17 protein-coding genes and 1 pseudogene are annotated in these 17,296 nt (G+C 63.9%); 6 read left to right on the top strand and 12 right to left on the bottom strand.

Features of this window, described 5'->3' with window-relative positions; all coding sequences use genetic code 11:
• Positions 1-6: 6 nt before the first annotated feature.
• The 5 genes and pseudogenes from G6P99_RS47305 to G6P99_RS47325 form a co-directional block, all read right to left on the bottom strand.
• Positions 7-744 carry a DUF899 domain-containing protein gene (locus G6P99_RS47305; protein WP_029079433.1) on the bottom strand — a complete coding sequence of 246 codons (738 nt, stop codon included), beginning with the start codon at positions 742-744 and terminating at the stop codon, positions 7-9.
• A 26-nt stretch (positions 745-770) separates the two neighbouring features.
• A complete protein-coding gene (locus G6P99_RS47310; protein ID WP_029079432.1) occupies positions 771-1,256 on the bottom strand; it encodes an SRPBCC family protein in 486 nt (161 codons plus the stop codon).
• Between the two features lie 137 nt (positions 1,257-1,393).
• Positions 1,394-1,585: pseudogene (locus G6P99_RS47315) on the bottom strand (ArsR/SmtB family transcription factor); the annotation flags it as partial.
• Positions 1,586-1,712: 127 nt separating this feature from the next.
• Positions 1,713-1,982, bottom strand: a complete 270-nt coding sequence (locus G6P99_RS47320; protein WP_414645611.1) for a DUF3551 domain-containing protein — start codon at positions 1,980-1,982, stop codon at positions 1,713-1,715.
• Positions 1,983-2,113: 131 nt separating this feature from the next.
• A complete protein-coding gene (locus tag G6P99_RS47325) occupies positions 2,114-3,085 on the bottom strand; it encodes a Bug family tripartite tricarboxylate transporter substrate binding protein (RefSeq protein ID WP_029079429.1) in 972 nt (323 codons plus the stop codon).
• A 206-nt stretch (positions 3,086-3,291) separates the two neighbouring features.
• On the opposite strand from G6P99_RS47325, the gene G6P99_RS47330 reads away from it, so the two are divergent.
• Positions 3,292-3,702: a VOC family protein gene (locus G6P99_RS47330; protein WP_029079428.1), complete on the top strand. Its 411-nt coding sequence runs from the start codon at positions 3,292-3,294 to the stop codon at positions 3,700-3,702.
• 184 nt (positions 3,703-3,886) lie between these two features.
• Positions 3,887-5,467 carry an AMP-binding protein gene (locus G6P99_RS47335; RefSeq protein WP_165126964.1) on the top strand — a complete coding sequence of 527 codons (1,581 nt, stop codon included), beginning with the start codon at positions 3,887-3,889 and terminating at the stop codon, positions 5,465-5,467.
• A gap of 98 nt (positions 5,468-5,565) precedes the next feature.
• Here G6P99_RS47335 and G6P99_RS47340 read toward each other — a convergent pair whose 3' ends face one another.
• The 4 genes from G6P99_RS47340 to G6P99_RS47355 form a co-directional block, all read right to left on the bottom strand.
• Positions 5,566-6,855: a cytochrome P450 gene (locus tag G6P99_RS47340; RefSeq protein ID WP_029079426.1), complete on the bottom strand. Its 1,290-nt coding sequence runs from the start codon at positions 6,853-6,855 to the stop codon at positions 5,566-5,568.
• 156 nt (positions 6,856-7,011) lie between these two features.
• A complete protein-coding gene (locus G6P99_RS47345) occupies positions 7,012-8,109 on the bottom strand; it encodes an HD-GYP domain-containing protein (protein WP_029079425.1) in 1,098 nt (365 codons plus the stop codon).
• Positions 8,110-8,366: 257 nt separating this feature from the next.
• Positions 8,367-10,658, bottom strand: coding sequence for a xanthine dehydrogenase family protein molybdopterin-binding subunit (locus G6P99_RS47350; protein ID WP_029079424.1), 2,292 nt, complete (start codon positions 10,656-10,658; stop codon positions 8,367-8,369).
• Entirely contained in the window at positions 10,655-11,146 is a 492-nt protein-coding gene (locus G6P99_RS47355; protein WP_026192016.1) for a (2Fe-2S)-binding protein, read from the bottom strand. The genes G6P99_RS47350 and G6P99_RS47355 overlap by 4 nt, the downstream gene beginning before the upstream one ends.
• Positions 11,147-11,431: 285 nt before the next feature.
• Between G6P99_RS47355 and G6P99_RS47360 the strand changes: the two genes are divergently transcribed.
• Genes G6P99_RS47360 through G6P99_RS47370 form a run of 3 tightly spaced genes read left to right on the top strand, consistent with a single transcriptional unit; the run spans position 11,432 to position 13,312 of the window.
• Positions 11,432-12,217 carry an alpha/beta fold hydrolase gene (locus G6P99_RS47360; RefSeq protein ID WP_029079423.1) on the top strand — a complete coding sequence of 262 codons (786 nt, stop codon included), beginning with the start codon at positions 11,432-11,434 and terminating at the stop codon, positions 12,215-12,217.
• Positions 12,218-12,238: 21 nt separating this feature from the next.
• Positions 12,239-12,580: a hypothetical protein gene (locus G6P99_RS47365; RefSeq protein ID WP_029079422.1), complete on the top strand. Its 342-nt coding sequence runs from the start codon at positions 12,239-12,241 to the stop codon at positions 12,578-12,580.
• Between the two features lie 57 nt (positions 12,581-12,637).
• On the top strand, positions 12,638-13,312 hold the full coding sequence (locus G6P99_RS47370) for a dienelactone hydrolase family protein (protein WP_029079421.1): 675 nt from the start codon (positions 12,638-12,640) through the stop codon (positions 13,310-13,312).
• A 134-nt stretch (positions 13,313-13,446) separates the two neighbouring features.
• On the opposite strand, the gene G6P99_RS47375 is transcribed toward G6P99_RS47370, so the two are convergent.
• The 3 genes from G6P99_RS47375 to G6P99_RS47385 all read right to left on the bottom strand — a co-directional run bounded on the left by G6P99_RS47375 (position 13,447) and on the right by G6P99_RS47385 (position 15,429).
• Positions 13,447-14,151, bottom strand: a complete 705-nt coding sequence (locus G6P99_RS47375) for a polysaccharide biosynthesis/export family protein (protein ID WP_198031144.1) — start codon at positions 14,149-14,151, stop codon at positions 13,447-13,449.
• 170 nt (positions 14,152-14,321) lie between these two features.
• The gene (msrA, locus tag G6P99_RS47380; RefSeq protein WP_029079419.1) at positions 14,322-14,981 is read right to left on the bottom strand and encodes a peptide-methionine (S)-S-oxide reductase MsrA; all 660 of its coding nucleotides are present in this window, start codon (positions 14,979-14,981) and stop codon (positions 14,322-14,324) included.
• A 130-nt stretch (positions 14,982-15,111) separates the two neighbouring features.
• Positions 15,112-15,429 carry a hypothetical protein gene (locus tag G6P99_RS47385; protein WP_029079418.1) on the bottom strand — a complete coding sequence of 106 codons (318 nt, stop codon included), beginning with the start codon at positions 15,427-15,429 and terminating at the stop codon, positions 15,112-15,114.
• A 358-nt stretch (positions 15,430-15,787) separates the two neighbouring features.
• Here G6P99_RS47385 and rpsT point away from each other — a divergent pair, with 358 nt between their 5' ends.
• Positions 15,788-16,054, top strand: coding sequence for a 30S ribosomal protein S20 (gene rpsT / locus G6P99_RS47390; protein WP_029079417.1), 267 nt, complete (start codon positions 15,788-15,790; stop codon positions 16,052-16,054).
• The last annotated feature ends 1,242 nt before the right edge of the window (positions 16,055-17,296 follow it).

A 17,296-nucleotide genomic window follows, 5' to 3' on the forward strand; every position in this document is an offset into this window, starting at 1 on the left:
TGACAATCAGCTATGACAGCAGGATGCCTGAACGGGCGCCGGTTGGTACTGGTCACGTAGCCGCACCCAATCCATCGGATACGGCAAGCCCTCCTCATGACGGCCGAGCGGCGTGAGGTCGAGATAGTGATAGGCCGCATTCATCATGTCGAGGCCGCGCGCGAAGGTCGAGTAGGTGTGGAACACGCTGCCGGTCTCGTCGCGGAAGAAGACGCTGATTCCCGGCAGCTCGGGTCCGTAGGGCGGGGTCGTGCCATAATTGTATTGCGCGTTCCCTGCGTCGATCTGCTGACGCGTGAACGAGACGCCATAGTCATAGTTGAAATCATTGTCGCCGGCTGAGATCCAGTCGAAGGTCCAGCCCATCCGCTCCTTGAATGCCTCGAGCTTGGCGAGCGGCGCCAGCGAGATCGCGATCATCGTGGTGTCTCGCGCGGCAAGATGCGGAACCATGCGCTCGAAGCCATCGACCCAGAACGAGCAGCTCTTGCACGCTTCGTCCCAGTCCGGCGCGAACATCACGTGCTGCACCACAAGCTGCGGCCTGCCCTTGAAGAGATCGCCGAGCGTCACCCTGCCATCGGGTCCGTCGAACACATAATCCTTGTCGACCTTGACCCAAGGCAGTTCGCGGCGCTGCCGGCTCAGCGCTTCGCGGGCTTGCGTCAGCTCCTTCTCGCGCGCCATCAGCGCCTTGCGGGCGGCAATCCATTCCTCGCGCGACACGATGTTGTGCTGTTGCATGGGGTTCTCCTTGGGATGCTCCCTGTTCAGGCGTCGACGAAGTGTTCGAGATTGCCGAGGAATTCGGTCCAGCCGCGTTGGTGGTTGTCGCGGGCGGTCTCATCGACGAACTGCGCGTGATGGAAAGTGAGCAACGTGCCGCCGGCATCCGGCCTGATCGACACCGTCACCTCGGACTCGCGCTCCGGGGTCGAATGCCAGGCCCAGCTGAACACCAGCCTTTCGTTCGGCACCACCTCGCGATAGACGCCGCCGACCTCGTGATATTCCCCGTTGGTGCCGGTGAACTTGATCCGGTAGCGCCCGCCGACGCGGACATCGAGCTCGGCCTGGGTCGTGCCGGGCTTGACCTGCCCCGGACCGAACCACCGCGCTAGGTTTTCCGGCTCGGTCCACGCGGCGTAGACTTTCTCCGGCCGCGCGCGGAGCCGCCGGGTGAGGGTGAGGCTTGGACGCGCGGCGAGGCCGGCGTCGGCGGCGAATGCGGATTTGTTGGCCGATTGATTGACCATGGGTCTTCCTCCACAAAAGCGGCAAGGCGATCGAGATTGTCGGACCAGAATTGCGCATAGCGATTGAGCCAGTTCATCGCCTGCTCCATCGGCCTGGCGGTGAGCCGGCAGGCCACCGTGCGGCCGGTCTTTTCGCGCGCGACCAAGCCTGCATCCGTGAGCACGTCGAGATGCTTCATGATCGCCGGCAATGACATCGCGAATGGCTGCGCCAGTTCGCTCACCGACAGGCTGTCCTGCTCGCCGAGCCGGGCCACCAGCGCCCGGCGGGTGGGATCGGAAAGCGCCGCGAAGGTGCGGTCCAGCGTTTCGTCCTGATACTTAACCATAAGGTTTAGTATAGACGCAAACGGCGCGGCGTCAAGCGGGCGTTTTCACGATCGCGTCAAGGCCGCGGCAGCATCGGGCGAGGTGGTTGGAACGATTGCAGGCTGAGAGCGGAAATTGCTCAGGCGGCTACTGCCGGTGGTGCCGATGCCGGTGCCAGCGACGGTGCGGCCGCGGTTCCGCTTGCAATTGGGGGCGAAACAGGAAGCGCGGATTTTCTCCGCAGGCGAGATAGCGTCCCGACACGCTCGCGAGGCACTGATCATAGGTCTGATAGGCGCATTCGCCGGGATAGCCGAGGCTCGGGCCCTGCGCGCACCACGGATAGTCATAGGGATCGGCGGAGGCAGGCGTGACGCTCGCCGCACCGGCAAGCGTCATCGTTGCAAGGACAAGCACTGCCAATTGCGATCTGCGCATGATCCGAATCACTCCGACTTCCCGAGATGCCGCAGTTAGTGAAGTGCGGCGTCTCGGGCAAGCGTCTGAAGGGCATCCGTTTCGCGTCAGCGCCGCAGAAGGTGCGAGGCCTACTCGACCTTGAGGCCGGCGAACTCGACCACCTTCTTCCATTTGTCGGTCTCGGCCTTGATGTCGTTGCCGAAGGCGTCCGGTGCCTGGATCAGCGAGTCGCCGCCGAGCTCGACCAGACGCTTCCGCATGTCGGGTTCGGCGAGAACGGCGTTGATCTCGCTGTTGAGCCTGGCGATCAGTTCCTTCGGCGTGTTCTTCGGCGCACCCATGCCGAACAGCGCGCTCGCCTCATAGCCCTTCACGGTGTCGGCGATCGCCGGCACGTCGGGCAGTTGCGAGGAGCGCTCGGTCGTCGTCACGCCAAGCGCGCGCAGCGAACCGGAACGGATGTGCTGGATGATCGAGGGCATGTTGTCGAAGATCACCTGCACCTGACCGCCGAGCATGTCGGTGATCGCAGGCGCGGCGCCTCGGTACGGCACGTGCTGCATCTTGCAGCCGGTCATCGACATGAACATCTCGCCGGAGAGATGCACCGAGGTGCCGTTGCCAGACGAGGCCATGTTGACCTTGCCGGGATTGGCCTTCACGTACTCGATGAACTCGGCGACGTTCTTCGCCGGCACGTCCTTGTTGACGGTCATCACGTTCGGCACGCGATTAAAGGAAGCGACCGGCGCGACGTCGCGCACGAAGTTGAACTTCAGATTGGCGTAGAGCGAGGCGTTGATGTAGTTCGCCGGATTGACCAGCAGCACGGTGTAGCCGTCTGGCTCGGCGTTGATCGCAGCCTCGGTGCCGATATTGTTGCCGGCGCCCGGCTTGTTCTCGATCACGAATTGCTGGCCGAGCTTCTCCGACAGCCGTTGCCCGACCAGCCGCGCGATGATGTCGGTGGCGCCGCCGGGCGGATAGCCCACGATCCAGCGCACCGGCCGCGCCGGATAGTCGGCGGCGGACGCGCGGCCGATCGCGAATGTCGAAATCCCCGACCCGATCAGGCCCAGCGCGGTACGGCGTGAAATCATGAAGTTTCTCCCGATCCAGCAGGGTTTGGCGCCCTGCCCGTTTCTGTTGCGTTGCGTGCGGCGCGGTTTTAACAAACAATGTCTGAAGCGGCCAGTGCGACACGTGCGCCACCGACCGCGACGAAAGGCTAAGCTTCGGCTCCGATTGCATCAGAACCGAAGCGCTGAATTCTTGTATTGAGACTCTGGACCGAAAAGGATCGCGCATGTCCGTCAAGGTGAATGGGCTCGACCATCTCGTGATCAACGTCACCGATGTCGTGCGCTCGGTTGCCTGGTACAGCAGGATCCTTGGCATGGAGGTGAAGGTGTTCGACCCCGGCAACGGCAAGACACCGCGCACCTCGCTGGTGTTCGGCAACCAGAAGATCAATGTGCGGCCGCGCGATGCCGACAAGGTGGACTGGTTCACCGCCGATCACGAAGCGGCGGGCAGCGACGATCTCTGCTTCCTGACCTCGAGCACACCGGAGGAAGTGGTCGCGCATCTGAAGGCCAATGGCGTCAAGATCGAGGAAGGCCCGGTGGCCAAGCAGGGTGCGCGCGGCACGCTGCGTTCGGTCTATTGCCGCGACCCCGACGGCAGCCTGATCGAGATCTCGTCGTATCAGGACTGACGCTTAAGGCCGTTATCCGGGGCGATGTGAAGCATCGAACCATGACGCGCAATTGCGCGCCTGAGGTTCGCGCTGTTGCGCCTCGCGGAAATATATCAGAATTTGCCCGCGGCCGCGCACGGTGGCACAAGGGCTGCCGACAAGAACAAGCAAGCAGCCGCTGAAGCGGCGCGCGGGAGGACATATGACCAATGCAAAGCCAGTGCCGGGCGTCGTGGGACCGTTTGCGGGGCTCGACGTGCCATGGCTGCTCAGGATGCGCGCCGAGGTGCGCCGCGATCATCCGTTCCTGATCTGGGCCCCGTTCGATGCGCCGGCGCGGCGCTGGAGCTACGGCGAATTCCGCGAGCGTGTTGGCGCGCTGGCCGCGGGCCTCGCCAGGCGCGGCATCAGGCAGGGCGACTATGTCCTGATCCATCTCGATAATTGCATCGAGGCGATCATGTCGTGGTTCGCCTGCGTCGAGCTCGGCGCCATTGCCGTCACCACCAACACCCGCTCGGCTGCGGCCGAGATCGAGTACTTTGCCGGCCATTGCGGCGCTGTCGCCGCGATCACCCAGCCGGCCTATGCCGAACTGATTGCCACGAACTGCAAGGGCCTGCGCTGGATCGCGGTGACCTCGCATGATGCGGGGCAAGCGCCGGCACAGGCGCCCGCGCGCGGCGACAGTTTTGAGGCGCTGTTTGCCGACAGCGCCGACCGGCCGCAGCGCCCGACCGATCCGCTCGCTCCCTGCAGCGTGCAATACACCTCCGGCACCACATCGCGGCCGAAGGCGGTGCTGTGGACCCATGCCAACGCATTGTGGGGCGCCAAGATCAATGCGGCGCATCAGGACCTGCACGCCTTTGATGTGCACCAGACCTACCTGCCGCTGTTTCACACCAACGCGCTGGCCTATTCGATGCTGGCGAGCCTGTGGGTCGGCTCGACCTGCGTGATCCAGCCGCGCTTCTCGGCGAGCCGGTTCTGGCCGGTGGCGCTCGAGCACGGCGCGACCTGGACCTCGACGATCCCGTTCTGCATGAAGGCGCTGCTCGAGCAGGAGGTCCCCAAGAATCACAAGTTCAGGCTCTGGGGCACCGCGGTGAACGAGCCGCCCGCATTCGCGGTGTTCGGCGTCAAGATCATCGGCTGGTGGGGCATGACCGAGACTATCACCCACGGCATCATCGGCGAGGTCGACCAGCCGAACACGCCGATGTCGATCGGCCGCGCTGCACCCGAATACGAAATCCGCATCACCAATGATGACGGCACGCCGACCGGCGTCGGCGAGACCGGCAATCTGCTGATCAAGGGCATTCCCGGCCTGTCGCTGTTCGCCGAATATCTGCACAACGAGAAGGCCACACGCGAGAGCTTTGACGAGCACGGCTATTTCGTCACCGGCGACCGCGTCACGCTGCTCGAGCGCGGCTATATCAGGTTCGGCGATCGGTCCAAGGACATGCTGAAGGTCGGCGGCGAGAATGTCGCGGCCTCCGAGATCGAACAGGTGATCGCGGTGGTGCCGGGGGTGCGCGAAGCCGCCGTCGTGGCGAAGAAGCACCCGATGCTGGACGAGGTGCCGGTCGTCTTCATCATCCCGCAGGCCGGCGTCGCGGCGTCGCCCGCCGATCTGCACGATAAGGTCATGACCGCCTGCCGCGCGGCGCTTGCCGACTTCAAGGTGCCGCGGGAAATCCGCTTCGTCGACGAGATGCCGCGCTCGACGCTGGAGAAGGTCGCGAAGGCGGAGCTGAGGAAGATGCTGGAGTGACGGCGACGTCGTTCCGGGGCGATGCAAGGCATCGAACCCGGAACCTCGAGATTCCGGGTCTGGTCCTTCGGACCATCCCGGAATGACGGTGGAAGATCTCAATTCACCTCGAACCGGATCGGCAGCTTCTTCGGGCCGTTGACAAAATAGGCCTGCGTCATCTTCACCTCGCCGTCGAGCGACAGCGATTTCAGATGCGGCAGCAACTCCTCGAACAGGATACGCATCTCGAGCTTGGCGAGATACTGGCCGAGACAGAGATGCGCGCCGTAGCCGAACGCGACATGGCGGTTGGGCTTGCGGTCGCTGCGGAAGCGATAGGGTTCCTCGAACACCTCCTCGTCGCGATTGCCCGAGGCGTAGCACAGCATCAGCCAGTCGCCTTTTGCGATCTCGCGGCCGCCGAGCTCGGTGTCGGCGGTGGCCGAGCGCATGAAGTGCTTGACTGGGGTCATCCAGCGGATCGCCTCGTCGACCAGGCCCGGGATCAGTTCCGGATTGGCCTTCACCCTGGCGAATTCCGCGGGGTCGTTCGCCAGCGCCCAGATCGCGCCCGCGGTCGAGGATGAGGTGGTGTCGTGGCCCGCGGTTGCGACGATCATGTAATAGCTGGTCTGATCGTGCTCGGGCATATAGTCGCCGCCGATCTTCGCGTTGGCGATGACGGTGGCGAGATCCTCGCGCGGGTTCTGGCGGCGATTTTCGGTGATCGTGCGGAAGTAAGCGGAAAAGTCGGCGATGATCGCCTGCAACATCACGGAGACTTGTTCCGCGCTCAGCGCGTCGCGGACGCGCGCGGTGTCGGGATCCTGTGGACCGAACAGCTCCTGCGTCAGCTTGAGCATGCGCGGCTCGTCCGCCTCCGGCACGCCGAGGATCTCCATGATGACGTGCAGCGGATAGCCGAGCGCGACGTCCTCGACGAAATCGCAGGCGCCGCCGCGGTCGAGCATGCGCTGCACCGTGGCCCGCGCGATCTCGCGGACGCGGCCTTCGAACTTGCCGAGATTGGCCGGCATGAACCAGCCCTGCGTCAGCGCGCGGTATTTCGGATGGTCGGGCGCATCCATCTGCACCAGCGAACGCACCAGATTGGGCCCGCCGGTGATCTTGCGAACGCGTTCCTCGAGCGCCTGGTTGGTCAGCGTGGTCGGCCGGTCGGCGTTGTGGAACAGGTCGTTCTGGCGGCTGATCGCCTGGATATGCGCGTGCTTGGTCACCACCCAGAACGGATCAAATTTCTCCGGCCGGGCGATGCCGAGCGGGTTGTTGGCGCGCAGCCAGCGATAGGCGTCGTGGATGCGATCGTCGGCATAGGCGACCGGATCAACGAGGGTTGCCGCGATGTCTGCGGGGATGTCGAGATCCCCGGTCGTTGCCGTGTCCATGATCGTCCTCAACCGCCAAAGCATCGGTCGCGCCGATGATCACCGGAATCTAGGCGGAGGTAAGGACGCGGACTTGCGTTGATTGGCTAAACACTTCACCTCCGCGTCATTGCGAGGAGCGAAGCGACGAAGCAATGACGCGGAGGCCGTTGCGGCTCAATAATGCCCGAACGCCACCGGGCGGAATGCCTGCAGCAATTGCTGGTCGAGCTTGCCGCCCATCTCCTCCATCATGGAGAACGCCTTGGCGTGGGTGAACTGCAGCCGGTAGGCGCGCTTCTCGACCAGGGCGGCATAGACATCGACGATCGTGGTGACGCGGACGATGTCGCTGATCTGGTTGCCGCTGAGGCCGTTGGGATAGCCGGTGCCGTCGAGGAACTCGTGATGGTGCAGGATCACGTCGAGCATTTCCGGCGGGAAGCCGCCCTGCGCGGACAGCGCCTCATAGCCGCGGCGCGGATGCTCGCGCATCTCGGCCATTTCCTCGACCGTCAGCGCGCTGGGCTTGTCGAGCAGCGCAACCGGAACGAAGGCCTTGCCAACATCGTGCAGCAGCGCGGCCCGGGCGAGCCGGCGCTGGTCGTCCTCGCGCATGCCGAGATGCTGCGAGAACGCCACCGCGAAGCCGGTCACGAACAGGCAATGGCGATAGGTCTCCTGGTGATGGCAGCCGACCGTGGTCAGCCATTCGCGCAGTGAATTGTGCTTGATCGCCTTGAGGATCTTGTTCTCGGCGGCGACGATGTCCTCGAACTTGAGCGGCTCGCCGGCGCGCATCCGCTCGAACATCTTGACCATCACGCCGTGCGCGGCCTCGACGCCGCGGTTGAGCGCCTTGCCGCGGTCGGTCTCGTCATAGCCGCTGTTGTCGGGGAATGCGGCGCGGATGCGCTGCAGGATGCCGCGCGCATCGAACGGCCGCGAGATCGTGTCGGTGGCGCCGAGCGCCCAGGCCTGCATCGAGGCGTGATGCAGCGCATCCGCCAGCACGAACAGCCGCGGCATCTCGCGATAGGCGTCGGCCTGCAGCTTGGCGCGAACCAGCTGCACGGCTTCGGGCGAGCGCAGGTTGATGTCGACGACGATGCCGGAGAGATCGCGGGCCGGCTGCTCGGGAATATCCGAGGTCGGAATGGTATCGACCTCGCCCACCGAGCGCAGGATGCTGGCGAGTTCGTTGCTTTGATCGCTTCGATCTGACGCCAGCAGGAGACGGCGCTTCGAAGTCTGGTTATTGGCCAAGGCAGTCATGACATCCCCGTCGCGGTAACGACCGACGCCGGACGCTACCTGACGATGCGTTCCCTCCGACTTAATGGGGATGCTGAACGGCGGTTAAGCGCAATGGATACAATTTGAGCGACCGCAAAATCCGCCAGCAGAATCAGGTCCGCCGAAACTGCAGCGAGCCGGCGGCAGCAGCGGCGGATCATGAATTTTGCGGCGCCGGTCAAGAAAAAACGCCGGAGAGCTGTCGCGCTCTCCGGCGTCTTCATTCGTTCAGGCCATCAAGCCTTCTTCATCGCAGACTTCACGGCCTCCGCGGTGATCGGCAGACCGCGGACGCGGGCGCCGACCGCGTTGAAGACGGCGTTGCCGATCGCCGGCGCCACCACCGTCACCGCAGGCTCGCCGACGCCGGTCGCCTTCTCGCCATTGGCGATGACGTTGACCGCGACTTCCGGCAGCTGGCTCATCCGCAGCGGCGTGTACGTGTCGAAGTTGGTCTGCTCGATGCCGCCGTCCTTCAACGTCGCCTTCTCGAACAGCGCAAGCGACATGCCCCACAGCGCCGCGCCCTCGACCTGGGCCCGGATGCCATCGGGATTCACCTGCGTACCGACGTCGGTCGCCACCGTCAGCTTCTTCACCGTCACCTCGCCCGATGGCGCAACCGCAACATGGGCGACGCAGGCGGTCCAGCTCGCCGTGGCGCGCTCCTGCGACGACACGCAGGCCACGCCCATGCCTTCGCCCTTGGGCAGTTGCTTGGTGCCATAGCCGGCGAGGCCCATCGCAGCGAGCAGAGTGTTGCGGAGACGCTGCGCGCCGCCGTCATTCTTGCCCTTGCCGTCGAGCAACGAGATGCGCAGCTGCGCCGGGTCCTTGCCGGTCGCATGCGCGATCTCGTCGATCATGCTTTCGACCGCCCAGAACGTCCAGCCCGGCGCCACCGAACGGAGCTGACCCGACGGGGTGGCGTTGTGCGCCATCTCGTTCTTGATCGCCCGCACGTAGTGGTTGGGCACGGTGTAGAAGAAGTCCGCCCCGTTCACGGTGAACGAGTCGAGCGGGCCCTTCTTGTCGACCGATGGCGTGAGGAAATCAGGGATTCCCCAACGCTGGGTCGGCCAGGCCGAGACCACGTCATGGCTCAGCGCGACGATCTTGCCGTCGCCGTCCATGCCGGCTTTCACCTTCTGCAAGGTCAACGGACGCGAGAAGTCCATCGTCATGTCGTTCTCGCGCGAGTAGATGACCTTGACCGGCTTGCCGACGGCTTTGGCCGCCTGCACCGCCGGCACCATCATGTCGGCGTCGAGACGCCGGCCGAAGCCGCCGCCCAGCCACATCTGGTGCATCACCACGAACTTCGGATCGATCCCGGCGGCGCCGGCTGCGATCGCACCGGAGCGCGTCGCGAACTGGTTGCCGGAATAGATATGCAGGATGTCGCCCTTGAACTCCGCGGTGGCGTTCATCGGCTCCATCGGCGCGTGGATATTGATGTTGGTGGTGTATTCCGCCTCCAGCACCTTGGCCGCCGTGCCGAACGCCGCGTTCGGATCGCCGTCCTTGACGAAGAACTCGCCGGAATCGCTCAGCCCCTGCAGCCGCTTGGCCTCGGTGAACAGCGATTCGCTCGACAGTTTTGCGTTCGGGCCGCTGTCATAGCTGATCTTCAGCGCCTCGGCCGCCTTCTTCGCCTGCGCGAAGGTATTGGCGACCGCGACGACCCAACCGGTCGTGGTTGCGGTCTTGTCGTCGAGGGTGACGGCCTTGATGAAGCCCGGCAGCTTCTTGGCCGCGCTATCGTCGACCGACTTCACGGTGGCGCCGTAACGCACCGGCGGAGTGACCAGCGCGCCGTAGACCATGCCCGGCACCATCACGTCGATGCCGTATTTGGCCGTGCCGTTGACCTTCAACGGAATGTCGATCTGCGGCACTGAGACGCCGATCATGGTGTACTGATCGGGCGTCTTCAGCTTCAGCGCCTTCAGGTCATCCGCCGTGAAGGTCTTGGTCGCCTTGCCGCTCTTCACCACGTCGGCAAACGACATCGACTTCTTCGACTTCGGATGGCTGATCGTCGATGCGCGTACCACCAGCTCACCGGCCGGCACGCCCATCGCGGCCGCCGCCGCCTCGGTCAATGCGATCCGGCCGGCAGCGCCGGCGCGGCTCATGGCGTCGAAGTTCATCATCGTCGACCAGCTGCCGCCGGTGATCTGCGCGCCCAGCACGGGATCGTTGAACTTCGGATCGTTGGAGGCGAGCTGGACCCGCATGTCCTTCCAGTTCGCGCCGAGCTCTTCGGCCACGATCTGCGCCATGGTCGAGGCGACGTGCTGACCCATATCGGCCTTGCCGCAGGTCACGGTGACGAGACCGTCGGGCGCGATCGAGTACCAGACGCTCGGCTCGAAAGTGGCGGGTGCGGGCGCCGCGAGCGCCTGGTCGATGCCGGGCACGGCGGCGTAGCCGAGCACGAGGCCGGTTGCAGCGGTGCCGACCAGGAAGGAGCGGCGGCTGAGATCGGTCGTCTCGGGAGCGAGGCTTTTCACGTGCTTGTTCATGTGGCCCTCCGCTCGGATCCGGTGGCCGATGCAGTGCGCATGTCGGACGCAGCACGCATGATCGCCTTCTGGATTCGTGAATAGGTCATGCAACGGCAGAGATTGCCGTCCATATGCGCGACCACTTCCTCTTTCGTCGGGTTGGTGTTCTTCGACAGCAGCGCCGCCGCTTGCATGATCTGCCCGGACTGGCAGTAGCCGCATTGCGGCACCTGCTCGGCGACCCAGGCCTTCTGCAAGGGATGATCGCCCTTGGCGGAGAGTCCTTCGATGGTGGTGATCTTCTTGCCGACGGCGTCGGCGACGGAGGTCTGGCAGGACCGCACCGCTTCGCCGTTGACGTGAACCGTGCAGGCGCCACAGAGACCGGCGCCGCAACCGAATTTGGTGCCCGTCATCTGCAATTGCTCGCGGATGACCCAAAGCAGCGGCGTGTCATTGGCCGCTTCGACGGACATATTCCGTCCGTTGATATTGAGATTTGGCATCTCTCTCCCCTTCCGGTGTCGGAAGCCGCTTACGGCGGCTACTCACTGTTGGGTCACGCCTGGCGCCCACCGGGTAAGCGACAGTTGCCGAAACAATGATCCGGTTCCCGGCTGGAGGCAATCCAATTTGGAATTGATCGAAAAGAATAAATATCGAAAACTGCCTGTTGTGCGATGCGGCAACGGCATGAAGCTTTTGAAATGCCAGTATTGATGCCGTATCGATGCCCTACCAAGGTCGGTAGCGCTGCCGGACCTGAGATCGACAACAGAAGGAGCCCGTCAATGGCCAAACTCAACCGCAGCGGCGTCGATATCTATTACGAGATCCACGGTAGCGGCCCGCCCCTGATCCTCACCCACGGCCATTCGTCGACCTCGGCAATGTGGCAGGGCCAGATCGAGGCGCTGTCGAAACGGCACAAGCTCATATTGTGGGACATGCGCGGGCACGGGCTATCAGACTATCCCGACAATCCGGATGCCTACAGCGAAGCGGCGACGGTCGGCGATATCGCCGCCCTGCTCGACGCCGCCGGCGCCGACAAGGCAATCGTCGGCGGCCTGTCGCTCGGCGGCTACATGTCGCTGGCCTTTCATCGCGCCCATCCGGAGCGGGTGCGCGCGCTATTGATCATCGACACCGGCCCGGGCTTCAAGAAGGACGACGCCCGCGAGGTCTGGAACCAGCGCGCCCGCGACACCGGCGACCGGTTCGATCGCGAAGGGCTCGAGGTGCTGAAATCGCTGAGCGCCGAGCGCGCCTCGGTCACGCATCGCAACGCCCGGGGCCTCGCGCTCGCCGCGCGCGGCATGCTGGCGCAGCGCGACGCGCGGGTGATCGAATCATTGCCCGAGATCAAGGTGCCTTCGCTGGTCGTGGTTGGCGCCGACGACACGCCGTTCCTGGCCGCCTCCGACTACATGGCGGCGAAAATCCCGGGCGCGCAGAAGGCCGTGATTCCGAATGCCGGCCACGCGGTCAACATCGACCAGCCGCAGGCCTTCATCGCCGCGGTGCTGCCGTTCCTCGATGGCCTTGAGGCCGGCGTGCCAGGAAAGGCCAAGTGAAGAACCCGTGAAGGACAAGCCATGAAATCGATCGCCATCGCCCTGCTGCTCGTGGCGGCCGCAACAGACGCGAGCGCCGAGAAGCTGCCGCCGTTCGGCGGCCCGGCCACGCCGACCTTCACCGCGACGCTGTCGAACACCACACCGCTGGTGTTCGGGATGGGCGTCGCGGACGCGCAACGCGCGCTCGGCACCCCCTTCACCTATGTCCGCGGACGGCCCGGCAACGAGATTTTCCTGACCTTCCGCGATATCGGCGGCAGCGGACTGTTTCCACACCGCGACCGTCTCTATCTGCAATTCCGCAAGGGCCGGCTCGCCGGCTGGAAAGGCGACTGGGGCGAGAACTGGATGTGGCGATAGAGCTTCGAACGCGTCACCAAGACCTTCATGCAACCCCCAACATGACAAGGATGGACCATGGGACAAGATATCAAACTGAAAGCATCCGACGGATTTGAACTCGGCGCCTATCGCGCCGATCCGGCCGGCGCGCCGAAGGGCGCGATCGTCGTGATCCAGGAGATTTTTGGCGTCAATCACCACATCCGCTCGGTCTGCGACCGGCTGGCGAAGGAAGGCTATGTCGCGGTTGCGCCGTCGATCTTCGACCGCATCACGCCGAACTTCCAGAGCGGCTATTCCCCCGATGAGGTCGCCGAAGCGCGCAAATTCGTCGCCAACCCGGACTTTGCCGCGATGCTGCGCGACAGCCAGGCGGCGATCGATGCGGTGAAACCGGTCGGGCCGGTCGGCATCATCGGCTTCTGTCTCGGCGGCAGCATCGCCTATGCCGCCGCCACCAAGCTGACCGGCCTCTCGGCCGCGATCGGCTATTACGGCGGCGCGGTCGTGCGCTTCGCCGACGACAAGCCGACCGTGCCGACGCAGCTGCATTTCGGCGAGAAGGATGCCGGCATTCCCTTGAGCGATGTCGAGACCATCAAGTCGAAGCGCCCCGAGGTCGAAATCTTCATCTATCCGGGCGCGCAGCACGGCTTCCATTGCGACGAACGCGCGAGCTACGACAAGGCGAGCGCCGACATCGCCTGGCCGCGCAGCATGGAATTTTTCGCGAAGCATCTGAAGAAGTAGCGTCAGTCATTGCCGGGCGTAGCCGTCCAAAGGACGGCGTCGCTTCCGCTCGCCTATGACCCGGCAATCCATCGTCTTCGAAAAACTTTTCCGAGATGGATGCGCGGGTCAAGCCCGCGCATGACGAGCGGTGATCAGAACCAGCGTTCGCCGACGAACACCGTGTCGCCCGGGCCCATCGGCGTGCCCAGCGGCACCACGAAGCGGCCGGAGCCGGACGCATCCGTATGCGTCAGCGTCACGCTGTCGCGGCGGGCGCGCGGCGAGAAGCCGCCGGCAATCGCGACCGCGCTTTCGACGGTCATGTTCGGCACATAGGGATACTGGCCGGGCGCTGCGACTTCGCCGAGGATGAAGAACGGCCGATAGGACTCGATCTCGACCGCCACCGACGGCTCGCGGATGAAGCCGTTGCGCAACCGCGCCGAGATCTCACCGGCGAGACCGGCGGGCGTGCGGCCGCGCGCCGGCACCGAGCCGATCAGCGGCATGGTGATCGCGCCCGCGGCGCCGATCGCATAGGAGTTGGTCAGGCCTTCCTGGCCATAGACCACGACGCGGAGCTTGTCGCCCGGGCCGAGATGATAGCCATTGTCGTAACCGGCGGGCTCACCCGGTGCGGCGGCCAAGACGATCGGGGCGGCGACCGGCGCGGCATATCCATAAGCAGGGGGAGCGCTGGCGAAGGCCGAGCGCAATGCGCTGATCGCCCCGCCGCCGCCTGCATCGGCAACCGGAGCGGGTGCGTAGGCCGGGCCATAGCTGACGGCATCGACACCTTGCGGGCCGACCGCCGGTCCGGACGTGCTCATGCAGCCAGACAACGCGAGCGCAGCCATAACGGCAGTGATCGGCAATCGTAACGCGCGTGCAACCGGCACCGGACTTATCCCTCAACGGCGAGACAAGCCTAGTCTTGCACCACTTATGGTTAATAAAGGGTTTTCGAGGATCGAGCGGGAAGCCGGAAAACCCGGCCTCCCATCGATTTGCAGCATCAGGACCGCGTTCAGGCGGCGCTGACGCCGACGCCGATCGGGCAGGACACGCCGGTGCCGCCGAGCCCGCAATAGCCCGCCGGATTCTTGGCGAGATACTGCTGGTGATAGTCCTCGGCGAAGTAGAATTCGCCGGCCGGCGCGATTTCGGTGGTGATCGCGCCGAGGCCCTTGGCGGCAAGCGCCTTCTGATACATAGCCTGCGACTCGTCAGCCGCTTTGCGCTGCGCGTCGCTGAACGTGTAGATCGCGGAGCGATACTGCGTGCCGATGTCGTTGCCCTGGCGCATGCCCTGCGTCGGGTTGTGGTTCTCCCAGAACGTCTTCAACAGCTTCGCGTAGGAGATCTTGTTCGGGTCGAACACCACCAGCACCCCTTCGGTGTGGCCGGTGCGCCCCGAGCACACCTCCTCATAGGTCGGGTTCGGCGTGTGACCGCCGGCATAGCCGACCGCGGTGGTGTAGATGCCGTCGCCGAGTTCCCAGAACTTGCGCTCCGCGCCCCAGAAGCAGCCGAGCCCGAACACCGCCTGTTCGAGGCCTTGCGGATAGGGCGGCGTCAACTTGCTGCCATTGACGAAATGGGTGGTCGCAGTCGGGATCGGCGTCGCGCGGCCCGGCAGCGCCTCGGTGGCGCTCGGCAACGCGGTGGTCTTGCGCATGAACAACATGGATACCTCCGGGCGGGACATCGGCCGACGCGGCAACGGCCTGCGGGCCGGCTGTCACCTATATATGTCCTTACGCAGATGATGGCAGCCCCGTTACTGAGGGCTGCGGCCAAGAGGGGCTGCAGCCAGGTCAGTCCCGGGCGTAGCCGATCAGGGGCTTGCGCGGCCGGAACAGGATCATCAGCAGGATGCCGGCAATGCCGAGCACCGCGAACACCGGCTGCTCCAGAAGCAGGCGGATGACGTCGTTCCAGATCCAGGGTCCGAAGCGATCCACCCAGGCATGAAACGCCTGCTGGCTCGACTGATGGATATCGTTCCAGAACTGGCCGAACTGGGTGAACCGCAGGCTCTGGTCGGCGACGTAGCGCGCCCCGTCATAGACCATGAAGATGAAGCTGCCAGCCAGCAGCAATAGGCCGATCAGACGGAAAAAACCGCGGATCATGCGTCACCCTAACTCCCTGTCGCGCCCGGCGCGCCGTCAGGCCTTACCGGGCGCTCCCCGGAAATTCAACCTCTTCAGCGGCTTATCCGCCCCCCGCAGGCCCGATTTCCGGCCCTTTTTGGGCTCCGAAAGCGTTGACGCTTGAGCCTGCGCCATCTATAAGACCGGCCGATGGCGGCGGGCGCAATCCTGCCGCCGCTGTTCTTTGGACAGTGCCGCATGCGGGGGCAGCATTATGCGCCTTGGCATGGCCGCCTCAAGGACACCTTGGACAAATACATCAGAGTTGAGATTTGAACCGGCCGGTGCGCGCAAGCCCGACCACGAGCGATCACCGCCGAAGGACAGTTAGAGAACCATGGCCAACACCACTTCCGCCAAGAAGGCGACCCGCAAGATTGCCCGCCGCACCATCGTCAACAAGTCGCGTCGCACGCAGATGCGTGGCGCGGTGCGCACCGTCGAGGAAGCGATCAAGAGCGGCGACCGCGAAGCGGCACTGAAGGCGATGAGCAAGGCCGAGCCCGAACTGATGAAGGCAGCGCAGCGCAACATCATTCACAAGAACCTCGCGAGCCGTAAGGTGTCGCGTCTCACGCAGAGCATCGCCAAGCTCGCCAAGTGAGCTGACGAGTGAGACGACCAGCGAGCTGACGAAGCAAGCTGACTGAAGAATACATTTGTCACGAAGCCCGGCTCACGCCGGGCTTTTTGTTTTTGTCTCGACTTTTGTCGTGGAAGTTTCATAGCGCGAGAACAATGCGCATTGCTGCGCAACGAACTGCGTGTCATGTTTCGTCGTGTCCGTAGTTCTACCGGCTCGGTATGCTTAACGCATCGCACTCGCGCAGATTGTTCGACGCTAAGCGCGATAAATGGAATAGCGCGCCGCATCGCGCGTTGAAAATGCGAGCGGGGTTACCCTGCAAAAGTAATCGAGAAAAATGACGTCTCGCGAGTTACTTATGCACATAGCGCTGAGCAGCGATTGGAAAAATGACCGGCGCGAGACCAAATGTAAATTTTCTATGAAAAATTTTTGGTATTGCACCGTCATTTGTGACGCGCGCGATTCTGTACGCTGATTCAAAACCTTGCTTTCGCAACTCTGCATCCGCAACGCCTCAACAGTCGCGAAGAGTCACGATCCCCGTCGAATCCACGGATTGTCAGAAAATGCGCTTGGTGTATTTATTTGTTGTTCGCGACGCCCACGGCTCTCCAGATCAGCGCGGTTTGAGACCCAAGGGCGGACGTGCAAATCGGCGGCGGTGTGCGCGTTAGCGACGCTTTCCAAGCGAAGCTAGATTGACAACTCATAGCGATATGAGGACGGTTGGCCTGTGTCAAAATTTCTCCCGCGATGTCCCCGGCAATTTGGGGGATCGAACAAGAGAGACCAGGACAGTCGTCGGAATCCGGCAGCGGGAACGCGGAGCAAGTGAACGGATTGACGGCGACACGCGGCGGCGAAGCGCCGGGCATTTTTAGTGTTCGGTAGCGGCAGTTCGAAACTAAGACACTAGCAAGCTGACAACTTGCCGCGATACGTCGCGGCAGGAGGGGGAGGACTTATGCCTTACGGTATCATCACTGCAGTCGAACCAACGACAGCCGAAGCGCAGATCTCCAGTGGTGCCGTAATCAACCCCTCGGACGCCAGCTCTCACCCCAAGAGACCGTCGAGTACGCGCTGACCTCGCGGGACGCATCTTCTCCAAACAGCTGATCTGTCCGGTGGCGCATGGTCGCCACACGGGAGAGCTTTGTCCGGAGCAGACCGCGCCCGCTGGAGGTCGCGCCGTGGCAGGAAACCTGCACGGCGTTTTCGCAACAATTTTCTCTCAGACTTGGAAGCACGAAGGCT

The organism is Bradyrhizobium sp. 6(2017), assembly GCF_011058295.2.
Lineage (GTDB): Bacteria > Pseudomonadota > Alphaproteobacteria > Rhizobiales > Xanthobacteraceae > Bradyrhizobium > Bradyrhizobium septentrionale.

Coding starts and splice junctions, on each gene's coding strand:
- G6P99_RS47355 (WP_026192016.1), bottom strand. CDS start 11,146: ATGCCAAATCTCAATATCAACGGACGGAATATGTCCGTCGAAGCGGCC.
- G6P99_RS47345 (WP_029079425.1), bottom strand. CDS start 8,109: ATGACTGCCTTGGCCAATAACCAGACTTCGAAGCGCCGTCTCCTGCTG.
- G6P99_RS47385 (WP_029079418.1), bottom strand. CDS start 15,429: ATGATCCGCGGTTTTTTCCGTCTGATCGGCCTATTGCTGCTGGCTGGC.
- G6P99_RS47305 (WP_029079433.1), bottom strand. CDS start 744: ATGCAACAGCACAACATCGTGTCGCGCGAGGAATGGATTGCCGCCCGC.
- G6P99_RS47340 (WP_029079426.1), bottom strand. CDS start 6,855: ATGGACACGGCAACGACCGGGGATCTCGACATCCCCGCAGACATCGCG.
- msrA (WP_029079419.1), bottom strand. CDS start 14,981: ATGTTGTTCATGCGCAAGACCACCGCGTTGCCGAGCGCCACCGAGGCG.
- G6P99_RS47350 (WP_029079424.1), bottom strand. CDS start 10,658: ATGAACAAGCACGTGAAAAGCCTCGCTCCCGAGACGACCGATCTCAGC.
- G6P99_RS47335 (WP_165126964.1), top strand. CDS start 3,887: ATGACCAATGCAAAGCCAGTGCCGGGCGTCGTGGGACCGTTTGCGGGG.
- rpsT (WP_029079417.1), top strand. CDS start 15,788: ATGGCCAACACCACTTCCGCCAAGAAGGCGACCCGCAAGATTGCCCGC.
- G6P99_RS47325 (WP_029079429.1), bottom strand. CDS start 3,085: ATGATTTCACGCCGTACCGCGCTGGGCCTGATCGGGTCGGGGATTTCG.
- G6P99_RS47360 (WP_029079423.1), top strand. CDS start 11,432: ATGGCCAAACTCAACCGCAGCGGCGTCGATATCTATTACGAGATCCAC.
- G6P99_RS47375 (WP_198031144.1), bottom strand. CDS start 14,151: ATGGCTGCGCTCGCGTTGTCTGGCTGCATGAGCACGTCCGGACCGGCG.
- G6P99_RS47310 (WP_029079432.1), bottom strand. CDS start 1,256: ATGGTCAATCAATCGGCCAACAAATCCGCATTCGCCGCCGACGCCGGC.
- G6P99_RS47370 (WP_029079421.1), top strand. CDS start 12,638: ATGGGACAAGATATCAAACTGAAAGCATCCGACGGATTTGAACTCGGC.
- G6P99_RS47330 (WP_029079428.1), top strand. CDS start 3,292: ATGTCCGTCAAGGTGAATGGGCTCGACCATCTCGTGATCAACGTCACC.
- G6P99_RS47365 (WP_029079422.1), top strand. CDS start 12,239: ATGAAATCGATCGCCATCGCCCTGCTGCTCGTGGCGGCCGCAACAGAC.